The organism is Stutzerimonas marianensis, from assembly GCF_022810315.1.
Lineage (GTDB): Bacteria > Pseudomonadota > Gammaproteobacteria > Pseudomonadales > Pseudomonadaceae > Stutzerimonas > Stutzerimonas marianensis.
This window is the reverse complement of sequence record NZ_JALGRD010000015.1, coordinates 1-22897: the sequence shown is the minus strand read 5'-3', so window position 1 is coordinate 22897 and position 22897 is coordinate 1. Positions and strand designations below refer to the sequence as shown.

At 62.2% G+C, this 22897-nt stretch carries 20 protein-coding genes; 14 read left to right on the top strand and 6 right to left on the bottom strand.

What is annotated here, in order from left to right:
- Positions 1 to 76 precede the first annotated feature (76 nt).
- The 6 genes from hemA to MST27_RS20825 all read left to right on the top strand — a co-directional run bounded on the left by hemA (position 77) and on the right by MST27_RS20825 (position 5461).
- Entirely contained in the window at positions 77 to 1345 is a 1269-nt protein-coding gene (gene hemA / locus MST27_RS20850) for a glutamyl-tRNA reductase (RefSeq protein WP_243607814.1), read from the top strand.
- Entirely contained in the window at positions 1342 to 2424 is a 1083-nt protein-coding gene (gene prfA, locus MST27_RS20845) for a peptide chain release factor 1 (protein WP_243607813.1), read from the top strand. Before hemA ends, prfA begins: the two co-directional genes overlap by 4 nt.
- A 46-nt stretch (positions 2425 to 2470) precedes the next feature.
- On the top strand, positions 2471 to 3331 hold the full coding sequence (gene prmC / locus MST27_RS20840; RefSeq protein WP_243607812.1) for a peptide chain release factor N(5)-glutamine methyltransferase: 861 nt from the start codon (positions 2471 to 2473) through the stop codon (positions 3329 to 3331).
- Positions 3321 to 4076, top strand: coding sequence for a molybdopterin-synthase adenylyltransferase MoeB (locus MST27_RS20835; protein WP_243607811.1), 756 nt, complete (start codon positions 3321 to 3323; stop codon positions 4074 to 4076). The genes prmC and MST27_RS20835 overlap by 11 nt, the downstream gene beginning before the upstream one ends.
- A complete protein-coding gene (gene murI / locus MST27_RS20830) occupies positions 4069 to 4860 on the top strand; it encodes a glutamate racemase (RefSeq protein ID WP_243607810.1) in 792 nt (263 codons plus the stop codon). Before MST27_RS20835 ends, murI begins: the two co-directional genes overlap by 8 nt.
- An 82-nt stretch (positions 4861 to 4942) precedes the next feature.
- On the top strand, positions 4943 to 5461 hold the full coding sequence (locus MST27_RS20825) for an acyloxyacyl hydrolase (protein ID WP_243607809.1): 519 nt from the start codon (positions 4943 to 4945) through the stop codon (positions 5459 to 5461).
- Positions 5462 to 5554: 93 nt separating this feature from the next.
- On the opposite strand, the gene MST27_RS20820 is transcribed toward MST27_RS20825, so the two are convergent.
- Both MST27_RS20820 and upp read right to left on the bottom strand, forming a co-directional pair.
- A complete protein-coding gene (locus MST27_RS20820) occupies positions 5555 to 6817 on the bottom strand; it encodes a uracil-xanthine permease family protein (protein ID WP_243607808.1) in 1263 nt (420 codons plus the stop codon).
- 2 nt (positions 6818 to 6819) lie between these two features.
- Positions 6820 to 7458, bottom strand: a complete 639-nt coding sequence (upp, locus tag MST27_RS20815) for a uracil phosphoribosyltransferase (RefSeq protein WP_243607807.1) — start codon at positions 7456 to 7458, stop codon at positions 6820 to 6822.
- A gap of 176 nt (positions 7459 to 7634) precedes the next feature.
- Between upp and MST27_RS20810 the strand changes: the two genes are divergently transcribed.
- From MST27_RS20810 to MST27_RS20795, 4 genes are all read left to right on the top strand, one after another.
- On the top strand, positions 7635 to 8192 hold the full coding sequence (locus tag MST27_RS20810) for a hypoxanthine-guanine phosphoribosyltransferase (RefSeq protein ID WP_243607806.1): 558 nt from the start codon (positions 7635 to 7637) through the stop codon (positions 8190 to 8192).
- Between the two features lie 456 nt (positions 8193 to 8648).
- The gene (locus MST27_RS20805) at positions 8649 to 10454 is read left to right on the top strand and encodes a DUF1302 domain-containing protein (RefSeq protein WP_243607805.1); all 1806 of its coding nucleotides are present in this window, start codon (positions 8649 to 8651) and stop codon (positions 10452 to 10454) included.
- A gap of 97 nt (positions 10455 to 10551) precedes the next feature.
- Positions 10552 to 11913: a DUF1329 domain-containing protein gene (locus MST27_RS20800; RefSeq protein ID WP_243607804.1), complete on the top strand. Its 1362-nt coding sequence runs from the start codon at positions 10552 to 10554 to the stop codon at positions 11911 to 11913.
- 240 nt (positions 11914 to 12153) lie between these two features.
- Positions 12154 to 14778: a LuxR C-terminal-related transcriptional regulator gene (locus MST27_RS20795; protein WP_243607803.1), complete on the top strand. Its 2625-nt coding sequence runs from the start codon at positions 12154 to 12156 to the stop codon at positions 14776 to 14778.
- Between the two features lie 142 nt (positions 14779 to 14920).
- On the opposite strand, the gene MST27_RS20790 is transcribed toward MST27_RS20795, so the two are convergent.
- From MST27_RS20790 to MST27_RS20775, 4 genes are all read right to left on the bottom strand, one after another.
- On the bottom strand, positions 14921 to 15190 hold the full coding sequence (locus MST27_RS20790; protein WP_243607802.1) for a DUF3509 domain-containing protein: 270 nt from the start codon (positions 15188 to 15190) through the stop codon (positions 14921 to 14923).
- Positions 15191 to 15283: 93 nt separating this feature from the next.
- Positions 15284 to 15538: a YebG family protein gene (locus MST27_RS20785; protein ID WP_243607801.1), complete on the bottom strand. Its 255-nt coding sequence runs from the start codon at positions 15536 to 15538 to the stop codon at positions 15284 to 15286.
- Between the two features lie 102 nt (positions 15539 to 15640).
- Positions 15641 to 16105, bottom strand: a complete 465-nt coding sequence (locus tag MST27_RS20780) for a multidrug transporter (RefSeq protein ID WP_243607800.1) — start codon at positions 16103 to 16105, stop codon at positions 15641 to 15643.
- A 36-nt stretch (positions 16106 to 16141) separates the two neighbouring features.
- Entirely contained in the window at positions 16142 to 16603 is a 462-nt protein-coding gene (locus tag MST27_RS20775) for a DUF721 domain-containing protein (RefSeq protein ID WP_243607799.1), read from the bottom strand.
- A 280-nt stretch (positions 16604 to 16883) separates the two neighbouring features.
- On the opposite strand from MST27_RS20775, the gene secA reads away from it, so the two are divergent.
- The 4 genes from secA to ahpC all read left to right on the top strand — a co-directional run bounded on the left by secA (position 16884) and on the right by ahpC (position 22728).
- Complete coding sequence (gene secA, locus MST27_RS20770) at positions 16884 to 19619, top strand: preprotein translocase subunit SecA (protein WP_243607798.1); 2736 nt, start codon at positions 16884 to 16886, stop codon at positions 19617 to 19619.
- A 107-nt stretch (positions 19620 to 19726) separates the two neighbouring features.
- On the top strand, positions 19727 to 20944 hold the full coding sequence (gene argJ / locus MST27_RS20765; protein WP_243607797.1) for a bifunctional glutamate N-acetyltransferase/amino-acid acetyltransferase ArgJ: 1218 nt from the start codon (positions 19727 to 19729) through the stop codon (positions 20942 to 20944).
- An 81-nt stretch (positions 20945 to 21025) separates the two neighbouring features.
- Positions 21026 to 22000: a Nudix family hydrolase gene (locus MST27_RS20760; protein ID WP_243607796.1), complete on the top strand. Its 975-nt coding sequence runs from the start codon at positions 21026 to 21028 to the stop codon at positions 21998 to 22000.
- A 164-nt stretch (positions 22001 to 22164) separates the two neighbouring features.
- Entirely contained in the window at positions 22165 to 22728 is a 564-nt protein-coding gene (gene ahpC / locus MST27_RS20755) for an alkyl hydroperoxide reductase subunit C (RefSeq protein WP_243607795.1), read from the top strand.
- Positions 22729 to 22897 lie beyond the last annotated feature (169 nt).

The window sequence follows — 22897 nt, the reverse complement described above, 5'->3', positions numbered from 1 at the left end:
ATGACCGGCAACGGTTGTTCTAAGTCAGGCGAAGTAGGAGAATCGCGCGCTCCGTTTTTCGAATCAGCGACCCCGCATGGCTTTCATCGCGCTTGGCATCAATCACAAGACCGCATCGGTGGATGTGCGCGAGCGGGTGGCGTTCACGCCCGAGCAGATGGTCGAGGCGCTGCAGCAGCTGTGCCGCGTGACGCCGACGCGCGAAGCGGCCATTCTTTCGACCTGCAATCGCAGCGAGCTGTATCTGGAGCAGGATCAGGTGGAGGCCGATACGGTGCTCGCCTGGCTGGCGCAGTATCACCGCTTGAACCTCGACGACCTCAAGGCCTGCGCCTACGTGCACGTCGATGACCAGGCCGTGCGGCACATGATGCGCGTGGCCGCGGGCCTGGACTCGATGGTGCTCGGTGAACCACAGATCCTCGGGCAGATGAAGTCTGCCTATGCCGTGGCCCGCGAGGCCGGCAGCATCGGCCCGCTGCTTGGCCGGCTCTTTCAGGCGACGTTCAGTACCGCCAAGACCGTGCGCACCGACACCGCCATCGGCGAGAACCCGGTATCGGTCGCCTTCGCCGCGGTCAGCCTGGCCAAGCAGATCTTCGCCAGCCTCGACCGCAGCCAGGCGCTGCTGATCGGTGCCGGTGAGACCATCACGCTGGTCGCTCGGCATCTGCACGAGCAGGGCGTCAAGCGTATCGTCGTGGCCAACCGGACCCTCGAGCGCGCCCATGCGCTGGCCGAGCAGTTCGGTGCCCATGCGATCCTGCTCGCCGATATCCCGCAGGAGCTGTACAACAGCGACATCGTCATCAGTTCAACCGCCAGCCAGCTACCAATCCTCGGCAAGGGCGCGGTCGAGCAGGCGCTGAAAAAGCGCAAGCACAAGCCGATGTTCATGGTCGACATCGCCGTTCCCCGCGACATCGAGCCTCAGGTGGGGGAGCTCGACGATGTCTACCTTTATACCGTCGATGACCTGCACGAGGTGGTCGCGGAGAACCTCAAGAGCCGCCAAGGGGCGGCGCAGGCGGCCGAGGAGCTGGTGGCGGCGGGCACCGACGACTTCATGGTGCGGCTGCGCGAGCTGGCGGCGGTGGACGTGCTCAAGGCCTATCGGCAACACGCCGAGCGCATCCGCGACGAAGAGCTGTTGAAGGCCCAGCGGCTGCTCGCCAACGGCGGGGCGGCCGAAGAGGCGCTGGCGCAATTGGCGCGAGGGCTCACCAACAAGTTGCTGCATGCGCCGAGCGTGCAGCTGAAGAAACTTTCTGCCGAAGGGCGCGTGGAGGCGTTGAGCATCGTTCAAGAGCTCTTCGCCTTGCACAACAGCACGGAAAAGACATGAAGGCGTCACTGCTGAACAAACTCGACATCCTGCAGGATCGCTTCGAAGAACTGACGGCGCTGCTCGGTGATGCCGAGGTCATCAGCGATCAGACGCGCTTTCGCGCCTATTCTCGCGAGTATGCCGAAGTCGAGCCGGTGATCGCCGCCTACCGCCGCTACCTGAAATTGCAGTCCGACCTCGAGGGTGCCCAGGCGCTGCTCAAGGACAGCGATCCGGACGTCCGCGAGATGGCCGAGGAGGAGGTTGCCGAGTCGCAGGCGCAGGTGGCCGAAGTCGAGGGACAGCTGCAGCGAATGCTGTTGCCGAAGGATCCGAAGGACGGGCGCAACGTGTTTCTCGAGATTCGCGCCGGCACGGGTGGCGACGAAGCGGCGATCTTCTCCGGCGACCTGTTTCGCATGTATTCGCGCTACGCCGAGCGGCAGGGGTGGCGGGTCGAGATCCTCTCCGAAAATCCGGGCGAACATGGCGGCTACAAGGAAGTCATCTCCCGCGTCGAGGGCGAGAACGTTTTTGCCAAGCTCAAGTTCGAGTCCGGCGCGCACCGTGTACAGCGCGTTCCGGAAACCGAGTCGCAGGGGCGCATCCACACCTCGGCTTGCACGGTCGCGGTGCTGCCCGAGCCTGACGAGCAGGTCGCCATCGAAATCAATCCGGCGGATTTGCGCGTCGACACCTACCGCGCTTCCGGTGCAGGTGGTCAGCACATCAACAAGACCGATTCGGCCGTGCGCATCACCCACCTGCCCAGCGGCATCGTCGTCGAATGCCAGGAAGAGCGCTCGCAGCACAAGAACCGGGCTCGTGCCATGGCCTGGCTCGCGGCAAAGCTGCAGGATGTCCAGGACAGCGCGGCGCACAAGGAAATCTCCGAGACCCGCAAGCTGCTGGTTGGCTCCGGTGACCGCTCCGAGCGCATCCGCACCTATAACTTCCCGCAGGGCCGGGTGACCGATCACCGCATCAACCTGACCCTCTACTCGTTGAACGAGGTGATCGGCGGTGCAGTGGAACAGGTCATCGAGCCATTGTTGCAGGAATACCAGGCCGACCAGCTCGCCGCGCTGGGCGACTGATGGTCGCCGTTCGCCCCCATATGACGCCCGTCTCCGGTAGCTGAAGATGGCCACCATCGAAACCTTGCTGCGCAGTGCCAACCTGCCCGATTCGCCCACCGCCAGGCTCGATGCCGAATGGCTGCTCGCCGACGCCCTTGGCAAGTCGTCCAGCTACCTGCGCACCTGGTCCGATCGCGATGTGGACACGGCGGCCGAGGCGCGCTTTCAGGCCAGCCTGGCGCGGAGGAGGGCCGGTGAGCCGGTCGCCTACATTCTCGGGCGTCAGGGCTTCTGGAGCCTCGATCTGGAAGTCGCGCCGCATACGCTGATCCCGCGGCCGGACACCGAACTGCTGGTCGAGGCCGCACTGGCCCTGGCGCCCTCGACACCTTTGCAAGCGCTGGACCTGGGAACCGGGACCGGTGCCATCGCGCTGGCTCTGGCTGTCGAACGCCCGGCATGGCAGGTGACCGGCGTCGATCGGGTCGCCGAGGCCGTCGCGCTGGCGACACGCAATGCCACACGGCTCGGGCTGGTCAATCTCCGCTTCGAGCGCAGCGACTGGTTCGCCGCGCTGGTCGGGCACCGCTATGACCTGATCGTCAGCAACCCACCCTATATCCCGGCCAGCGATCCGCACCTGCAACAGGGCGATGTACGTTTCGAACCGGCCAGCGCGCTGATAGCCGGGGAAGATGGGCTGGACGATATCCGGCGGATCGTCGAAGCCGCACCGGCGCATCTGCACCCGAGGGGCTGGTTGCTGCTCGAGCACGGTTATGACCAGGCCCCGGCGGTGCGGGCTCTGCTCGGGGCGGCGGGTTTCGTCGATGTGGCCAGTCGGCGCGATTATGGCGGGCACGAGCGGGTCAGCCTGGGCCGCCTGCGTCATGCCATCACAACAGGAGGTCGGGATGCTGAGTGATGACGAGTTGCTGCGCTACAGCCGCCAGATCCTGCTCAAACAGGTCGACATCGAGGGCCAGTTGCGACTGAAGAACAGTCGCGTGCTCATTGTCGGTCTGGGCGGCCTCGGCTCGCCGGTGGCGCTGTACCTCGCCGCTGCCGGCGTCGGCGAGTTGCACCTGGCTGATTTCGACCGGGTCGACCTGACCAATCTTCAGCGACAGATCATCCATGACACGACCGCGGTCGGCCAGCACAAGGTCGATTCGGCGATGACCCGCCTGGCGGCGATCAATCCGGGTATCACGCTGGTCGGCCACCGCGCCGGGCTGGATGCCGATTCGCTGGGTGAGGCGGTCGCCAATGTCGACCTGGTGCTCGATTGCACCGACAACTTTGCCGTTCGCGAGGCGGTCAATGCGGCTTGCGTGGCGGCACGCAAACCACTGGTAAGCGGCGCGGCGATCCGGCTGGAGGGCCAGCTGTCGGTGTTCGACCCGCGCAATGACGCCAGTCCCTGTTATCACTGTCTCTACGGGCATGGCAGCGAGGCCGAGCTGACCTGTAGCGAGGCCGGCGTACTGGGGCCTGTGGTTGGGTTGGTCGGCAGCCTGCAGGCGCTCGAGGCATTGAAGGTGCTGGTCGGGTTTGGCGAGCCGCTGGTGGGGCGCCTGTTGCTGGTCGATGCGCTGACAGGTCGGTTCCGCGAGCTGAAGGTCAAGCGTGATCCAGGTTGCGCCGTCTGCGGAAGCTCGCGTGGCTGACGAAGCGCCCATCGGGGTGTTCGACTCCGGCGTCGGCGGGCTTTCGGTGCTGCGCGAGATTCGTGCCCGATTGCCACAGGAGTCGCTGCTCTACCTGGCCGACAGCGGGCACGTCCCTTACGGCGAGAAGAGCCCGGACTTCATTCGCGAACGATGTCGCGTGATTGCGGAGTTCCTGCTCGAGCGGGGCGCAAAGGCACTGGTGGTCGCCTGCAATACCGCGACGGCGGCCGGTGTGGCCGATCTGCGTGAGCGTTACCCGGCGCTGACGGTGGTCGGCATGGAGCCTGCCGTGAAGCCGGCAGCCCAGGCCACCCGCAGTGGCGTGGTGGGCGTGCTGGCCACCACGGGAACGCTGAAGAGCGCTAAATTCGCCGCCTTGCTGGACCGATTCGCCAGCGACGTGCGCGTCATCACCCAGCCGTGCCCCGGATTGGTCGAATGCATCGAAGCCGGAGAGCTCGAATCGCCGGGCACGCGCGCGCTGCTCGCCGGGTTCGTACAGCCCTTGCTCGACGAAGGTTGCGATACCCTGATACTCGGCTGCACCCATTACCCGTTCGTCAAGCCGCTGTTGCGCGAGATGGTGCCGTCTGGCGTGGTACTGGTCGACACCGGTGCCGCCGTTGCCCGGCATCTCGAAACCCTGCTCGTCGCCAGGGGATTGCTCGCCTCGGGGCCGGCCCGGGTGCGCTTCTGGAGTAGCGGCGATCCCTCGCGATTGGCCCGGGTTCTTCCTATACTTTGGGGCGAAAACGGTACAGTTTCCAACTGTTCTGTTTAGGAACTCCCCGTTTCGCATGGGCTCTGTATTCCGAGGGCAGACACACTAAAAAGCGATGCCCATTTTCAATAAGGAAATGTCTATGAAAAAGCTGATGTCCTTCGCGACCGTCGCCGCTGTTTTGCTGGGCCAGGCGGGCACCGCGAATGCGCTGGATCTGACCGCTGCCGTTGGGCGTACAGGCGAGTCGACGATGACCTATCGCCTGGGTGCGCAGATGGATTTCAACCGTAGCTGGTTCCAGAGCGGCGTGGGCCGGCTCACGGGCTACTGGGATGCGGGATACACCTACTGGGAAGGCGACGAAACCACGAGCAACCACAGCCTTTCGCTCGCCCCCGTTTTCGTCTACGAGTTCAATGGCGACACGGTCAAGCCTTATATCGAGGCGGGGATCGGCATCGCGGCCTTCGAAAACACCGAAGTGGAAAACAACGAGCTGGGGTCTTCCTTCCAGTTCGAAGATCGGTTTGGTGCGGGCTTGCGCTTTGCGGGCGGGCATGAAGTGGGCGTGCGTGCGATCCACTACTCCAATGCCGGTATCAAGAAGCCCAACGATGGTATCGAAAGCTACGCCATTCACTATCGGGCTGCGTTCTAGGCAATCTGCTCCGAAGCCCTTTGCAGCTTTGCGCCGCAACTCCAGATAAGACGCCCGCTATCGCCCGAGACTCGCTCGGGCGATAGCCAAGGGTCAGCGTTGCTCGTCGAGCTGCTTGTTTTTCCAGCCTTCGCCGCCAGGCAGGACCAGGTTCAGCACCAGCGCTACGATGGCGCACAGAGAAATGCCGGACAGGCTGAACTCGCCGTGGCCGATCACCATTCCGCCAATGCCGAATACCAGCGTGACGGACACGATGATCAGGTTGCGGGCTTCCGACAGGTCGATCTGGTGACGAATCAGCGTACTCAGGCCGACCACCGCGATCGAGCCGAACAGCAGGCAGAGAATCCCGCCCATCACCGGAACCGGAATGCTCAGCAGGGCGGCGCCGAATTTGCCGATGAAGGCGAGCGTGATCGCGAAGACCGCCGCCCAGGTCATGACCTTGGGGTTGTAGTTCTTCGTCAACATCACTGCACCGGTTACCTCGGCGTAGGTCGTGTTCGGCGGTCCGCCGAACAGGCCCGCCGCGGACGTCGCGAGGCCGTCACCCAGCAGCGTGCGATGCAGGCCCGGTTTCTTGATGAAGTTGTTGCCGGTGACACCACCAATCGCCACCACGCCACCGATGTGTTCGATGGCCGGCGCAAGGGCCACCGGTACCATGAACAGGATGGCGCCCCAGTGGAACTCAGGTGCCACGAACTTCGGCATGGCGAGCCAGGGCGCGGCCGCGATGCCTGTGGTATCGACGACGCCGAAGACGAATGACAGGCCGTAGCCCATTGCCACGCCGGCCAGGATCGGGACCAGGCGGAACAGCCCCTTGCCGAGTACGGCGACCAGCAGTGTGGTAACCAGGGCGGGCATGGAGATCAACATCGCCGTCTCATAGGGTACGAGTTGGGCACTGGCGTCGCCGGACTTGCCCATCGCCATGTTGACCGCTACGGGGGACAGCGCCAGGCCGATCGAAATGATCACCGGAGCGATCACGACAGGAGGCAGCAGACGGTCGATGAAATTCGGACCCTTCAGCTGCACGGCGAAGCTGAGCAGGATGTAGACGATGCCGGCCGCGACCACGCCGCCGAGCACTGCAGGCAGACCGAAGTCCGCCTTGGCGGCAATGATCGGCGCGATGAAGGCGAAGCTCGAGGCGAGGAACACAGGGACCTGGCGTTTGGTGACGAGCTGGAACAGCAGGGTGCCAAGGCCAGCGGTGAAGAGCGCCACGTTCGGATCCATCCCGGTTATCAGGGGCATGAGGACCAGCGCGCCAAAGGCGACGAACAACATCTGCGCGCCTGCGATCACTTGGCGACCCAGCGATTCCTCCTTGAGTTGCGACATGCTCAGACGTCCTTCTGCTTGGTGCCGAAGATCTTGTCGCCGGCGTCGCCCAGTCCGGGCACGATGTAGCCGTTCTCGTCGAGGTGGTCGTCGATCGACGCGGTATAGATGGTGACGTCCGGATGCGCCTGTTCCACCGCCCGAATGCCTTCCGGCGCGGCAACCAGGACCAGCGCGCGGATTTCCCTGCAGCCTGCCTTCTTGAGCATGTCGATGGTGGCGACCATCGAGCCGCCCGTGGCAAGCATCGGGTCGATGATCATCGCCAGCCGCTGGTCGAGATCGTCGACCAGACGCTCCAGGTAGGTGTGTGCCTGCAAGGTCTCTTCATTACGCGCGATGCCCACCGCGCTCACCTTGGCGCCGGGGATGAGGCTGAGCACCCCGTCGAGCATCCCGATTCCGGCGCGCAGTATCGGCACCACGGTGATCTTCTTGCCGGAGATCTTCTGAACCTGAACCGGGCCGCACCAACCGTTGATGCTGTAGTCTTCCAGAGGCAGGTCCCGGGTCGCCTCGTAAGTCAGGATCGAGCCGACTTCCTGAGCCAGTTCGCGAAAGTTCTTGGTACTGATATCCGCCCGGCGCATCAGCCCCAGTTTGTGACGAATCAAGGGGTGGCGAATTTCTTGAATGCTCATGGCGGCTCCGGCGGGAAAATAAACCGGCGTAGATTAATGCATCGGGCTTGGGGCGGCTATTGATGAGTCAAATAAGCACTTGCTCTGTCAGTCACTGCATCGGTATCGTCGCGCCCCTTCATTTCCATGGGCCGTAACGCCGCTGCCCTGTCGTAAATCCAACCGGAGCATCGCCAATGTCCGCCGATCTTGCCCATATTCGCCAAGTCATGGCTGAAGCCGACTGCCTCCACCCGGAAGCCGAGGTGGAAGCGGCTATCGACGCCCTTGCCACCAAGATCAATGCCGAACTGGCGGATCGAAATCCCGTCGTGTTCTGCGTCATGAACGGTGGGCTGATCTTCTCCGGCAAGCTGGTGCCCAAACTGAACTTCCCGCTGGAGCTGTCCTACCTTCACGCTACCCGTTACCGCAACGAAACCAGCGGCGGCGAGCTGTTCTGGAAGGCCAAGCCGGAGATTTCGTTCATCGATCGGGACGTGCTGATCATCGACGACATTCTGGACGAGGGGCACACGCTCGGTGCGATCATCGATTTCTGCCGTCACGCCGGCGCATCGGCGGTGCACACGGCCGTGCTGGTGGACAAGGAGCACGCCCGCAAGGCGCGGCCTGACCTGAAGGCCGATTTCGTCGGGCTTACCTGTGTAGATCGGTACGTGTTCGGCTATGGCATGGACTACAAGGGTTACTGGCGCAATGCGCCGGGCATCTATGCAGTAAAAGGGCTCTGACTCAATGGCTGCCCTGCGGCGGGCGCGCTCCGCAGGGCAGTCCTCGCATCCAAGGACGCGGTGCATGCCTCGCTTCGATTGTTTCCTTTCGTCTCATTTGGCTCGCCCGGTAACGCTTGCTCGAACCGCACCTTGTCTTGGCGAGGCTCGATAAGCGAGCCCTGGCTCCGGATGGGGCATCCTCGCCGATGCTGTGATGGCTACCGGCCCACGATTCCTCCGATTTTCCTCCCATTCCCTCGCAAACGCTCTATGACGGGGCTTGCGCCTGGCCGGCGTGCGGCTAAGCTCTCGCTTAGCTTCGCCAGCGTCCCGTTGTGGTAAATGGCCTGAAGCCCAGTAACGGGAAGGCCGTTCATACTTAAGGATTACAAACCAAATCAAACCTTAGTGCGCTTATCGCTCTGCTGCCGTGTCGTTAGGGTGAGCGTACTTCGAACCAACCAGGAGCGCCTCATGACAAAAACAACAAGGCAAGGAATCTTCCAGCCCAAGACTCTGGCTCTCGCCGTAGCCCTTGGGACCGTGGCACCGGCTTATGCGGTGAATTTCAATATCGGCGAAATCGAAGGGCAGTTCGACTCTTCGCTCTCCATCGGGGCCAGCTGGTCGACGACTGATCGGGATATGGATCTGGTCGGTATCAACAACGGTGGTACCGGTTATACCCAGACGGGCGATGATGGTCGGTTGAACTTCAAGAAAGGTGAAACCTTCTCCAAGATTTTCAAAGGGGTTCATGATCTTGAACTCCGTTACCGCGATAGCGGCGCTTTCATTCGTGGCAAGTACTGGTATGACTTCGAACTGAAAGACGAGAGTCGTCTGTTCAAGGACATCAGTGACAGCAATCGAAAAGAAGCGGCACAGTCTTCCGGTGCGCAGATTCTCGACGCGTTTCTCTATCACAACTATTACCTTGGCGATTTGCCGGGAACGGTTCGTGTTGGTAAGCAGGTGGTCAGCTGGGGTGAAAGTACCTTCATCGGTAACTCCATCAACTCGATCAACCCGCTCGATGCCGCCGCGTTTCGCCGACCGGGTGCCGAGATTAAGGAAGGCCTCATTCCCGTCAACATGCTCTACGTGTCCCAGAGCGTGACTGATCGGTTGAGCATGGAGGCGTTCTACCAGCTGGAATGGGATCAAACTATCGTTGACAACTGCGGCACCTTCTTTGCCGTTGATGTCGTCCAGGATGGGTGTAATACCAACTACCATGTTGGTAATCCGGCCATTGCTCCCCTTCAACCTGTCGCTGCCGCGTTCGGTCAGGGGTTCGACGTCACTTCCGAAGGGGTGGTGCTCCCGCGTGGCGGAGACCGTGACGCAAGAGACTCCGGCCAGTTTGGTCTGGCCCTGCGTTGGCTAGGTGACGCGACCGAATATGGCGCGTATTTCATGAACTATCACAGCCGGACGCCGAACGTGAGCACGCAGTCTGCCGGCCTCGCTACCGCCGGGCTATTGCCGAGCATCATTGGCGCGGCGGAAGGGATTGCGCCTGGGTCAGGGGCTGGGTTGGCTCAAAGCGTCATGCTGGGTAATGGCCAGTACTACCTGGAGTATCCGGAAGATATCCGCCTCTATGGCTTGAGCTTCTCGACGACATTGCCAACCGGCACTGCGTGGGCGGGTGAAATCAGCTACCGTCCAAATGCCCCCGTCCAGATCAACACCACAGATGTTACGCGTGCTCTGCTAAATCCGATTGCTCCTGGTACTTCTCCCGTGGCGAGCACCTTTGGTGCTGATAACCGCGGCTACAACCGTAAGGAAATCACTCAGATTCAAACGACATTCACTCATTTCATCGATCAGGTGCTTGGCGCCGGTCGTGTCACTCTGGTAGGTGAAGTGGGTTATGCACATGTTGGAGCGCTGGAAAGCAAAAGCGAGCTGCGTTATGGCCGCGATGCGATTTACGGAACGCCTGACGATCCGGCGCAGCTCGCCGCATACGGCGACGACGGCTTCGTCACCGCCAACTCCTGGGGATATCGCCTTCGCGCCCTGGCGGATTACAGCAACGTTTTCGCCGGCGTGAACCTGACGCCGAACATTTCGTTCTCGCATGACGTGGACGGCTACGGCCCGAACGGCTTGTTCAACGAAGGTTCGAAGGCCATAAGCATCGGGGTGGATGCGGTTTACCAGAACGCCTACACCGCCAGCCTGTCGTACACCGATTTCTTCGGCGGCGACTACAACACGCTGGTCGATCGTGACTTCCTCGCGCTGAGCGTGGGTGTGAATTTCTAAGGAGGCTTAGTCCGCGCACGGGGCCGCTTGGTCCCGCCGCGCAACGGCGTGATGCAAAGGCCTCCGGCCATACAAGATCAAGAGGAACTGGAAGCGTATGAAAACAACAAGAAAACTATTCAGTGTCTTGGCCCTTTCGCTGCTCGCGAGCAGCGTCATGGCCGGAGTCTCTCCAGAAGAAGCGGCGAAACTCGGTGAATCGCTCACCCCACTGGGCGCAGAGAAGGCCGGCAATGCCGACGGCACCATCCCGGCCTGGACCGGTGGGCTTTCGACGGATGCGGCACCGCTGGCGGGTGGGCATCTGACGAACCCCTTCAAGGATGAGCAGCCGAAGTTCGTCATCACCGCGCAAAATGTCGAGCAGTACAAGGACAACCTCACCGCCGGCCAGCTGGCGATGTTCAAGCGCTACCCCGAGACCTACAAGATTCGCGTTTTCCCGACCCATCGCAGTGCCGCGCTCCCCGATCGTATCTACGATGCTGCCAAGCAGAGTGCGTTGAATGCCGAATTGGTCGATGGCGGTAATGGCATCGCCAATTTCTCCGACAGCCGCTACTACGCGTTCCCGATTCCCAAGAATGGTCTTGAAGTGGTCTGGAACCACATCACGCGCTACCGCGGCGGCAACGTACGGCGCAACATCGTGCAGGCCACACCGCAAACCAACGGCAGTTACACGTTGGTCCACTTCGAGGACGAAGTCGCTTTCCCGAGTGACATGACGGATCTGGATCCGGAGCGCGCCAAGAATGCACTGTTGTTCTTCAAGCAGCGGGTTACCGCACCGTCACGCCTGGCTGGCAACGTGCTGCTCGTGCACGACTCGCTTGACCAGGTGAAGGAGCCTCGTCAGGCATGGATCTACAATGCTGGCCAGCGTCGCGTGCGTCGTGCGCCTCAGGTGGCCTACGACGGTCCCGGCACCGCATCGGACGGCATGCGTACCACCGACAACTTCGACATGTTCAGCGGCGCGCCTGACCGGTACGACTGGAAGCTGATTGGCAAGAAGGAGCTCTATATCCCGTATAACAGCTTCGAGATCAATTCCAGCGAGGTTAAGTACAGCGACATCCTGAAGGCCGGTCACGTCAATCAGGACCTCGCACGCTACGAGCTGCATCGTGTGTGGGAGATCGAAGCGACCCTGAAAAATGGTGAGCGGAACATTTATGCCAAGCGCCGGTTCTTCGTTGACGAGGACACCTGGACCATCGTGCAATCCGAGCTGTATGACGGCCGTGGCCAACTCTGGCGCGTGGGTGAGGGCCATCTGGTGCAGTACTACCAGCACCAGGTACCGGCCTTCGCTTTCGAAGCCCTGTACGACGTGATTTCCGGTCGCTACATCGCCATTGGCATGAGCAACGAGGAGAAGCCGCACGAATTCGGTTACAAGGCTTCCGCGCGGGACTTCACGCCAGCGGCGCTGCGTAATGCCGGGGTGCGCTGATCAAGCATCATCCAAGAAGTGAATAAGGCGACCTTCGGGTCGCCTTTTTTTTGCCTGTATCCTCGACAGTGATAGTTTCTGGCCATCAACGCCCGCGGTGTTGCTCTGTCGCCACCGGTGATATCGACAAAGCGCGCCAGATCGTGCAGCGTTGACCGCGCACAGGCGCGCAGCTCGGAAACTCGCCAAACCGGCGCGCGACCCGTCAATGGACTGATATCGAACAAGAGAAAAAACGTTATGTCCGTACGCTTCAACCCTGTCGCCCTCGGCACGGATGCCGCTGCGCCGGTTCAGGTAGCGACTGTCCCGCGGTTGCCGCCGGTCCACGTGCCCCGGCCGAGGTTGGTCAATGCGCTGGTCGACGCCGACTGCCGCTTGCGCCTGATCTGCGCGCCTGCGGGCTTCGGCAAGAGTGTGCTGATGAGCGAGTGCGCACGCCAGGTGCCTGCCGACACGCAACTGATCTGGCTCGACATCAGCGGACGGCAACTGACGCCGACTGACCTGTACGAGCAGCTGCGTCGGCATCTTCCGGTAGGCGCTCCGGCTCCGACCGGCGACATCGAGCGCGACCTTCTCGATCTGCTGCGCACGACCCGGGGGGCGCTGTGGATCATGCTGGACGACTTTCCGCGGCAGGCCCATGCGGCGTTCGACGCTTGCCTTGACCGGCTTTTCGAGCAGGGCCCGGACTCGGTCAGCTGGTGGGTGACGAGCCGACGCCAACCGGCGTGGAAGTTGCCGCGGTTGTTGCTGCAGGGGGATCTGCTCGAGGTGCAGGCCGAGGCGCTGGCGCTCAGCTCGCCAGAGCTGCGGCAGTTATTGCGAGCGCATCGACTCGACCTGGCGGACGACACATTCAAGCAGTTGCTGGCAGGAAGCGAAGGCTGGCTGGCAGGCGTCAGCCTCTTGCTCTTCAATGCTGACGAACAAGCCGTGCGTGAGCGGCTCGTCGCGGGTACGCCTGTTCTACGGGACTATGTGCAGCGGGAGGTACTCGAGCAGCAGGCAGAAGAAGTGCGGCGGGCGCTGTTCTCGCTGGCGCGTATGCCCCGTTTTTCGCAGCAACTTTGCGAGCATGTGCTCGACGGCAGCGGGGCGGACATACTCGATCTGCTCAAGGTCAATCAGCTGTTCGTCCGGCAGATCGACAATTGCGGCGAATGGTTTCGGCTGTGGCGTCCGCTGGCCTCCATCCTCCAGCGCATGTCGACCACGCTGTCACCGACGCAAACGCATCTTCGCGCCTGCCAGTGGTTCGCTAATCGCGGAGAAATGCGCGAGGCGGTCGAACATGCGCTCTGGGCAGGGCAGCCGGAGGTGGCGGCCAATTTCCTTCAGCGCTACGGGCAGGAGCAGCTGCTCATCGGCGACAACGTATCCGAGTTCATGCGCTGGCGCAGCGAGCTGCCACAGGACCTGTTCAACAGCACGACGCGCCTGATCGTGTTGCACGGTTGGGCCCTGATCCTCTCGGCCCGCCTCGATGAAGTGGATGATTGCCTGGCCAACCTGGCGAAGTTCTTTCCCCAACCCGACGCTCGGCGGCAGGCTCAGCTGCTGGCGCAATGGCAGGCACTTCGCGGGTTCCAGGCTCGGCTTCGAGGCGAACCCGAGGCCCGTGACTATTGCCTGCAAGCGTTGGATGTCCTGTCCGATCACGCCTGGGCGCAGCGAGTCCTCTGCTACCAGGTCCTGACTCAACAAGCGATGGCCGAAGGCAAGCTTGACCAGGCACAGCTTTACAACAGTGAAGGGATGAAGCTGGCCCGGCTCAAGGGTAGCTTGTTGTATGAAGGGATGCTGAGCGTCGACCGTATCCAGTTGCTCGAACTATCCGGGGAGTTCGAGCGTGCGGCCGGCGTCCTCGAAGAGTCGCTCATGGCGCTGCGGGACAGCGTCAGGCACAGTCCCATCATTGGGCGACTGAAGCTTCTACAGGGGCATCTGCTGGCGTATCAGGGGCTCGACGACGCGGCACGCGAGGCGTTCCAGCAAGGACGGACCGAGACTGAAACCTGCGGCGACTCCTACGTCTTCTTCGGATACGCCGGGCTGGCCGAACTGGCGGCGCGAAACCAGGAGTTCCCTTCGGCTTACCATTGGTTGCGAGAGGTTGAGCGGCTGACGCAATGGCGGCATGTCCCGGAGGCGCGTTTTCGCGGCATTCTGGCACTGCTCACCGGGGCGACCTGGTTGCACCAGGGTCAACTGAAGAAAGCACGTTCGATTTTCATGCAGGTCCTCGACCTGTATGAGGGGCAACGCTACCTGGCCCCGTCCGGCTTCTATGAAATTCTTCCGCGTGTACACCGTTACCTGGCGGTGATCGACATGCTCAGCGGCCGGGGCGGCTTGGCGATAGATACCTTGCAGGCGCTCATCGAACAGAGTGTCAGGACACAACGGCTGGCCTTGGCCTGTGAGTGTCGGTTCACGTTGGCCGAAGCCCTGTATCTGCATGGTCGGCAGGTGGAGGCCGAACAGGAGTTGCGCAAGGCGGTGGACGAGGCCGCCCGACAACAACTGGTCAAGCCGCTGTACGAATTGCAGCATCGCCAACCGCAGTGGATTGCCCGGGTGCTGCCGGCTGCCAAGGGCGAGAGCCTTCGCGATCGACTGCTCCAGTTCGAGCGTGAGCCGGATGATGCCGCAGGCGGGGCGGACGACATGATCCTGAGCAACCGCGAGCTGACGGTGCTGAGACTCATCGCCCAAGGCTTTTCGAATCAGGAAATAGCCGAACAGCTGTTCATTTCACTGCACACGGTCAAGACCCATGCGCGCCGCATCAATACGAAACTTGGCGTAGCCCGGCGCACCCAGGCCGTCGCCAGAGCCAAGTCACTCGGCTGGTTCTGATCGAGCGGCGCGACTCGCCGCCCAGTTGTTCGGTGCGCGCACTCTCGTGCGTCGCAGCGCAGGGCGGCAGCATCGGCTCAGGGAAGGATTCTTGTTATCGGTATGGGAGGTGTTGCAGCCTGCAGGCATCAGGCTGGGGGAGTTACTGGGCAGCAGCGAGTGAATGCTTGGTCAGACGATAGGTGCTGGCTTGTTCGCCCCGCTCGATGGCGAGGCTGAACTGCAAGCTGGTGATCAGGCGCTCAAGCTGTTGTTCGTCGCGCCATTGACTGGAGGCGATATACCGCTTGACCGCCACGCCGGAGGCGTCGGTCAGGGTGAGCAAAATACTGCCGTCAGGCTTCTCGATACTGAAGTTGACACTGTAGTGCGGTTGAAAAACGTCGCTGATCTTCTTGAATGGACTTTCCATGCCGATTACCTGTTGAGTGACTGCACTCAGTGGACCGAGGGCTTTCGGACTAGTTTCGCCCGCTCGGCGAGCGGGCCGCGACAAAACGTAGCATCAGGCCTCGACCGGTAGCTCTGCCAGTGCTTCGGGATTGTTCTTGAATGCTTTGGCGAACAGCTCCCGATGCCTGGCCATGAAGATGCCGAGATCCTCCGCTTGTTGCTCGCTCAGCGAAGGCGCAGCCTTGTGCAGTGCCGCTGACAGGGCTTCGGCAAGTTCCAGCATCTTGTCGTGACGATCGGCTTCGGCTTTATCCATGAACAAGCGCTCCAGGTCCCGGCTGCTGCGGTACACCACTTCGACGGCCATCTACCACCTCGGCTCATGTGAATTGATACTGTTTGGATATACAGTGTAGGCGCTATGGTCCGCCTTGCAAAGCGCGGTGTGCCATGGCAGCAATTCCAGCTGTCAATCGGCGAAATGACCCTGCAGGCGTTGTGCACGAAACTCCAGCTGGCTGGCTCGGTAGCCGGGGCGCAGCGGTGGAAGCGGCAAGCAGGACACCCAGCTTTCGCCGCCGGCCAGGCTGCCCGGTCCGCTGTAGCGTGGTGCGTCGTAACCGGACTGCACCAGGTCGAGGTCGGAGCCCGGCGAGTGAGCCGCCACGTCCCAGCGCAGCGCCATCAGGGCAGCGGTGCCCCGGTTTTCGATCATCACCTGTAGCGGCCGGCCTGCGGGGCATCCCTGCGCGTCGTATTGCATGCGAACCTCAATCTGTTCGAGTCGGTGCGCTTCGCGTTGCTCCTGCCAGATCACCCAGGTTGCCACCAGGCCCAGGCCAAGCAAGGCGCCGAGAGAGATCGGTGCGGCACGCATGGGATAGCGGATCAGCAGGATCAGCCAGGTCAGGAGCAGTAATACGCCAATCAGCATTCCGGTTCCTCCGCGGCAAGGGTGCCTGGTGCGTGATCAGTCCTGATCGCTTTGGCGGGCATGGCTGGCGAGGCGTTCGAGCGCGGCCTTCAGCCGCGGGTCGCTGATGCCCTGGGCCGTCTCGGCGATGTTGCCGGCGGCTTGCGGCGATAATCTGGGTGGCGGCGCCGGTTTGTAGCGCGGTGCATCAGGCGGTTGAACCTTGAAGAGAATTCGGGTCAGCCCGGCGAACTCCTCCAGCGACATCAGTTGGCGGTGCAGCCTGCGCTGCTGGTAGCGCAAGCGGGTAGCCCAATGGCCATCGGTCACGATCAGCAGCAGCGTGCCCTCCCGGAGTGAGGCGACGTGGCAATGGGGGCGGGCGGCTGGCTGCAATTGGCTGTTGACCAGCTCCTGCAGCCGATCCAACCGCCTGGCAGCCCCGAACAGCGCCCGGAGCGGCTTCGCTTCGCGCAGCAGTGCGGCGGGTGGGCGGGCGGGCAACGGACGCAATGACATGGACGGCCTGCTTGAAGGGGGGCGAGCGGCCATCTTAGCAGATGCCTCGGAGCGGGCTGGGCGCTGGTGGGCCCGGACCTCCGTCACAGGCGCGCAATCAGCCACCCGGAGGGCGGTTGAATTTCTCCGAAATGTCCGCACATAGGCTTTCTCCTGCCTGTATAGCTGCGCAGTAGGCACGCTTTCCTCTCAGTCGTTTCCGAGTAGAATGCCCCCTTTGCACGTCCCGTGGTGGCCCCGCGAACGTGCCTCCATCCCCAGCATGGAAGTATTTGTCGATATGTTTGCGCCTTTAATGAAGAAGCTCTTCGGTAGCAAGAATGACCGCGAGGTCAAGCGCATGCTCAAGGCGGTACAAGCCGTCAATGCGCTCGAAGAGCAGATGCTTTCGTTATCCGACGAGCAGTTGCGGAGCAAGACTGAAGCGTTCAAGGCGCGCCTTGCCCAGGGCGAGACGCTCGACCAGATCCTTCCCGAGGCGTTCGCGGTCTGCCGCGAGGCGGGCAAGCGCGTGATGGGCATGCGCCACTTCGATGTGCAGCTGATCGGCGGCATGACGCTTCACGAAGGCAAGATCGCGGAGATGCGCACCGGTGAAGGCAAGACGCTGGTAGCAACCCTCGCGGTATACCTCAACGCCCTGGCCGGAAAGGGTGTGCACGTGGTCACGGTGAACGACTACCTGGCCCGCCGCGACGCCAACTGGATGCGTCCGCTGTATGAATTCCTCGGCCTGACGGTGGGCATCGTCACGCCGTTCCAGCCCGCCGAAGAGAAGCGTGCCGCTTACGCCGCCGACATCACCTACGGGACCAACAACGAGTTCGGCTTCGACTACCTGCGCGACAACATGGCGTTCAGCCTGCAGGAAAAGAATCAGCGTGAGCTGAATTTCGCGGTCATCGACGAAGTCGACTCGATCCTTATCGACGAGGCCCGCACGCCGCTGATCATCTCGGGGCAGGCCGAAGACAGCTCCAAGCTGTACCAGCAGATCAACCAGCTGATTCCACTGCTCAAGCAGCACATCGAAGAAGAAGAGGGCGTCGTGACCCAGGAAGGTCACTTCACCATCGATGAAAAGACTCGTCAGGTGGAGCTCAACGAAGCAGGCCACCAGTTCGTCGAAGAAATGCTGACTCGCGCCGGGCTGCTGGCCGAGGGCGAAAGCCTCTATTCGGCCCACAACCTCGGCTTGTTGACCCATGTCTATTCCAGCCTGCGCGCGCACAAGCTGTTCCATCGCAACGTCGAATACATCGTGCAGAACAACCAGGTCCTGCTGATCGACGAGCACACTGGACGGACCATGCCGGGGCGTCGCCTCTCGGAGGGCCTGCACCAGGCCATCGAGGCGAAGGAAGGGCTGCCGATCCAGCCCGAAAGCCAGACACTCGCTTCGACGACGTTCCAGAACTACTTCCGCCTGTACAAGAAGCTCTCCGGCATGACCGGCACGGCCGACACCGAAGCCTTCGAGTTCATGCAGATCTACAACCTGCCCGTGGTGGTCATTCCGACCAACAAGCCGCTGGCCCGTAAGGACTACAACGACCTGGTCTATCTGACCCAGGAAGAAAAGTTCGCCGCCATCATCGCGGACATCAAGGACTGCCAGAACAATGGTCGTCCGGTGCTCGTCGGTACCGCGACCATCGAAAGCTCCGAATACGTGTCGCAGTTGCTTCAGAAGGAAGGCATCGAGCACAAGGTGCTCAACGCCAAGCACCACGACAAGGAGGCCGAGATCATCGCACAGGCCGGTCGCCCCGGTGCGGTAACCATTGCCACCAACATGGCGGGCCGCGGCACCGACATCCTGCTCGGTGGCAACTGGGAGGTCGAGGTCGCAGCGCTGGAAAACCCGACCGAGGAGCAGGTGGCTCATCTCAAGGCCGACTGGCAGAAGCGTCACCAGGCCGTACTGGAAGCCGGCGGTCTGCATGTGATCGCCTCCGAACGCCACGAATCGCGCCGCATCGACAATCAGCTGCGCGGCCGTGCAGGTCGGCAGGGCGATGCCGGTTCCAGCCGGTTCTACCTGTCCCTCGAAGACAGCCTGATGCGTATCTTCGCGTCAGACCGGGTGAAAAACTTCATGAAGGCCCTTGGAATGGAGTCCGGCGAGGCGATCGAGCACCGGATGGTCACCAACGCCATCGAGAAGGCCCAGCGCAAGGTCGAAGGCCGTAACTTCGATATCCGCAAGCAATTGCTCGAATACGATGACGTTGCCAACGAGCAGCGCAAGGTCATCTATCACATGCGCAACAGCCTGCTCAGCGCGGACGAGATCGGCGAGACCATAAGCGAATTCCGCCGCGAGGCGCTCGACCACGCGATCAGCCAGCACATCCCGCCGCAGTCACTGCCCGAACAGTGGGACATCGCCGGGCTCGAAGCGGTGCTCTACAGCGATTTCGGGGCCCGCCTCCCGGTCCAGCAGTGGCTGGACGAAGACGAGAAACTCTACGAGGAAACCCTGCGCGACCGCATCCTCGAGGCGCTGCTCGAGGCCTACAAGGAGAAGGAGGAGCTGGCTGGCGCCGAGGCGCTGCGCACCTTCGAAAAGCAGATCGTGCTCCGTGTGCTGGATGACCTCTGGAAGGATCACCTGTCGACAATGGATCACCTGCGTCATGGCATTCACCTGCGTGGCTACGCGCAGAAGAACCCCAAGCAGGAGTACAAGCGCGAATCCTTTGCCCTGTTCCAGGATCTGCTGGAGTCGATCAAGCGAGATAGCATCCGCGTGCTCTCCCATGTGCAGGTGCGCCGTGAAGACCCGGCCGAGGAGGAGCAGCGCTTGCGCCGCGAAGCCGAGGAACTGGCGCGTCGCATGCAGTTCCAACACGAAGAGGTATCCGCGCTGGAGCCGGTCGACGAGGCCGAGCAGGAGGGCGGTGTGGCTACTGCGGCTGCGCCCGCACGCGCGGAGCAGAAGATCGGCCGCAACGAGCCCTGCCCCTGCGGTTCCGGCAAGAAGTACAAGCATTGCCACGGGCAGGTTCAATAAGCTGAGCCTCCCTGTTTGACCCACGCCGCGACCGGCCCTGCCGCTCGCGGCGTTTTTCGCCCTGTTTCCGGTGCTACAAGCCACCCACTTCCTCGAGGAGCTTAACGATGGCCGTCGGTCTTGGACCCCTACCCACCCTGCATCCCGTGCCTGGCTTCGAGCTGGGTATTGCATCGGCCGGCATCAAGCGCCCGGGGCGCAAGGATGTCGTCGTGATGCGCTGTGCCGAAGGTTCCACTGTTGCAGGCGTGTTCACGCTCAATGCGTTCTGCGCTGCGCCGGTCATCCTTGCCAAGCAGCGCGCCGGGGCTGGCGTGCGCTATTTGCTGACCAACACTGGGAATGCCAACGCCGGTACCGGCGAGCCCGGCATGCAGGCGGCGAAGCGCAGCTGTGCCAGCCTGGCCAAGCTGGCCGGTGTCGATGAAACGAGCATCCTGCCGTTCTCGACCGGCGTCATCGGCGAACTGCTGCCGGTGGAAAAGATCGAGGCGGCCTTGCCGGACGCGCTCGCCGACCTGGACGAAAACCACTGGGCCGAAGCGGCGACGGGCATCATGACCACCGATACGCTGCCCAAGGGGGCGAGCCGCCAGTTCGAGCACGACGGCGTGACGGTCACGGTGACCGGTATTTCCAAGGGCGCCGGCATGATTCGACCGAACATGGCGACCATGCTCGGCTACATCGCCACTGACGCCAAGGTTGCGCAGCATGTGCTGCAGGACCTGGTAAGAGACGCGGCGAACAAATCCTTCAATCGCATCACCATCGATGGAGATACCTCGACCAACGACTGCTGCATGCTGGTGGCGACCGGCAAGGCGGCGCTGCCGGAAATCAACCAGGCCAGCGGCGCGCTGTTCGAGAAGCTCAGGCAAGCGGTGTTTGAGGTCAGCATGGAGGTGGCGCAGTCCATCGTTCGCGATGGCGAGGGAGCGACCAAGTTCGTCACGGTCATCGTCAATGGCGGCAAGACCCACCAGGAATGTCTGGATGTCGGCTATGCCGTCGCCCATTCGCCGCTGATCAAGACCGCGCTGTTCGCGTCAGACCCCAACTGGGGCCGCATCCTGGCCGCAGTCGGGCGTGCCGGGGTTCCAGAGCTGGATGTGAGCCGGATCGACGTCTTCCTCGGCGACGTCTGCATCGCCGCTCAGGGCGGTCGCTCGCCGAGCTACACGGAAGAGCAGGGCGCCGCGGTGATGGCGCAGGAGGAAATCCAGATTCGCATCGAGCTCGGTCGCGGCGCGTGTAGCGAAACGATCTGGACCACCGACCTCTCGCATGAATACGTACGGATCAATGCCGAATACCGCACCTGATGTCGCCAGGCCGCTGGGGCGGGGCTCCGGTCTTTGTCGGGACGGCCGCCGGCAGCCCTGGTTGTCGCCTGGAGTAACTGGATGAAACGAGTCCATGTCGCCGCGGGTGTGATCCGTGGCGCTGATGGTCGCGTGCTGATCGCCAAGCGTCCATTGGACAAGCACCAGGGTGGCCTTTGGGAATTCCCCGGAGGCAAGGTAGAAGACGGCGAGAGCGCTGAAGCGGCGCTCGAGCGCGAGTTGGCCGAGGAGCTGGGCATCGCGGTGACGCGATCACGGCCGTTGATCCAGGTGCGCCATGACTACCCGGACAAGCAGGTGCTGCTGGATGTTCGGGAAGTCCTGGCTTTTACCGGCGAACCGCACGGCGCCGAAGGCCAGCCACTGGCCTGGGTCGCGCCCGAAGCATTGCCGGACTACAGGTTTCCTGCAGCGAATCGTCCCATCATCACCGCCGCACGCCTGCCAGACCGTTACCTGATCACACCGGATGAGCACTCTGCCGATGAGCTGTTGCGCGGGCTGTCGTCGGCGCTGCAGCAGGGCATTCGGCTCATCCAGCTTCGCGCGCCCTCGCTGTCGGATCGCGCATATCGGACGCTTGCAGCCGATGTCATCGAACTCTGCAAAGGGCGGGCCGAGGTCCTGCTCAAGGGGCCGCTCGAATGGGCTGCGGATTTTCCCGAGGCTGGTTGGCACCTTAGTGCCGCGCAGTTGCGACAGCTGGCTGCCTCTGGCCGACCCATCGCGTTCGGGCGTTGGTTGGCGGCGTCGTGCCATGATGCGCTGGAGATGAGCCTGGCCGCGAGCCTGGAGGTGGATTTCATCGTTCTTTCGCCCGTGCAGGCCACGGTCAGCCATCCAGATGCCGTGCCCCTTGGGTGGCCGCGCGCTGCCGAGCTGCTGGCGGGCTTCACCCAGCCGGTGTATTTGCTGGGCGGCCTCGGCATGGCCGATCTGGCTCAGGCATCCGATAGCGGGGCTCAAGGCGTGGCGGCGATCCGCGGGTTATGGCCGGGCTGGGTTGACCCGTCGGGTGCTACCCGTACGATATGAATTTCCGATGCGAATAGCGGTCGCAGTCGGTACCGACCGATCTAACAAAGTCGGAATAGATAGTTAAAAACTATCATTCCAATGCCATCAATCAATTACTTTATTCGAGCTCCTGCGTTATCGTAGGCGCCCGTTGAATTTCTAAATCCCACAGGAGTTAGTAGATGTCTCTGATCAACACCCAAGTCCAGCCGTTCAAAGTCAACGCTTTCCACAATGGCAAGTTCATCGAGGTCACCGAAGAGTCCCTGAAGGGCAAGTGGTCGGTCCTGATCTTCATGCCGGCAGCTTTCACCTTCAACTGCCCGACCGAAATCGAAGACGCCGCCAACAGCTACGCCGAGTTCCAGAAGGCCGAGACCGAGGTGTACATCGTCACCACCGATACTCACTTCTCCCACAAGGTCTGGCACGAGACTTCCCCGGCGGTGGGCAAGGCCAAGTTCCCGCTGATCGGCGACCCGACCCATCAGCTGACCCGTGCCTTCGGCGTGCACATCGAAGAAGAAGGCCTGGCTCTGCGTGGCACCTTCCTGATCAACCCGGAAGGCGTCATCAAGACCGTGGAAATCCACTCCAACGAAATCGCGCGTGACGTCAGCGAAACCCTGCGCAAGCTGAAAGCTGCTCAGTACACCGCTGCGCATCCGGGTGAAGTCTGCCCGGCCAAGTGGAAGGAAGGCGAAGCCACGCTGGCTCCGTCCCTGGATCTGGTCGGCAAGATCTAAGACGTCCCGGCAGGCGCTGCATGCTCTGCAGCGCCTCCCGTGTCTACGGATCACTCAAACGCCTGGACGCGAACCGTCCGGGCGTTTTATTAACCGAAACTCGTACACAAGGGGCTCGCTGCTCATGTTGGACTCCAATCTCAAAGCGCAACTCAAAACCTACCTGGAA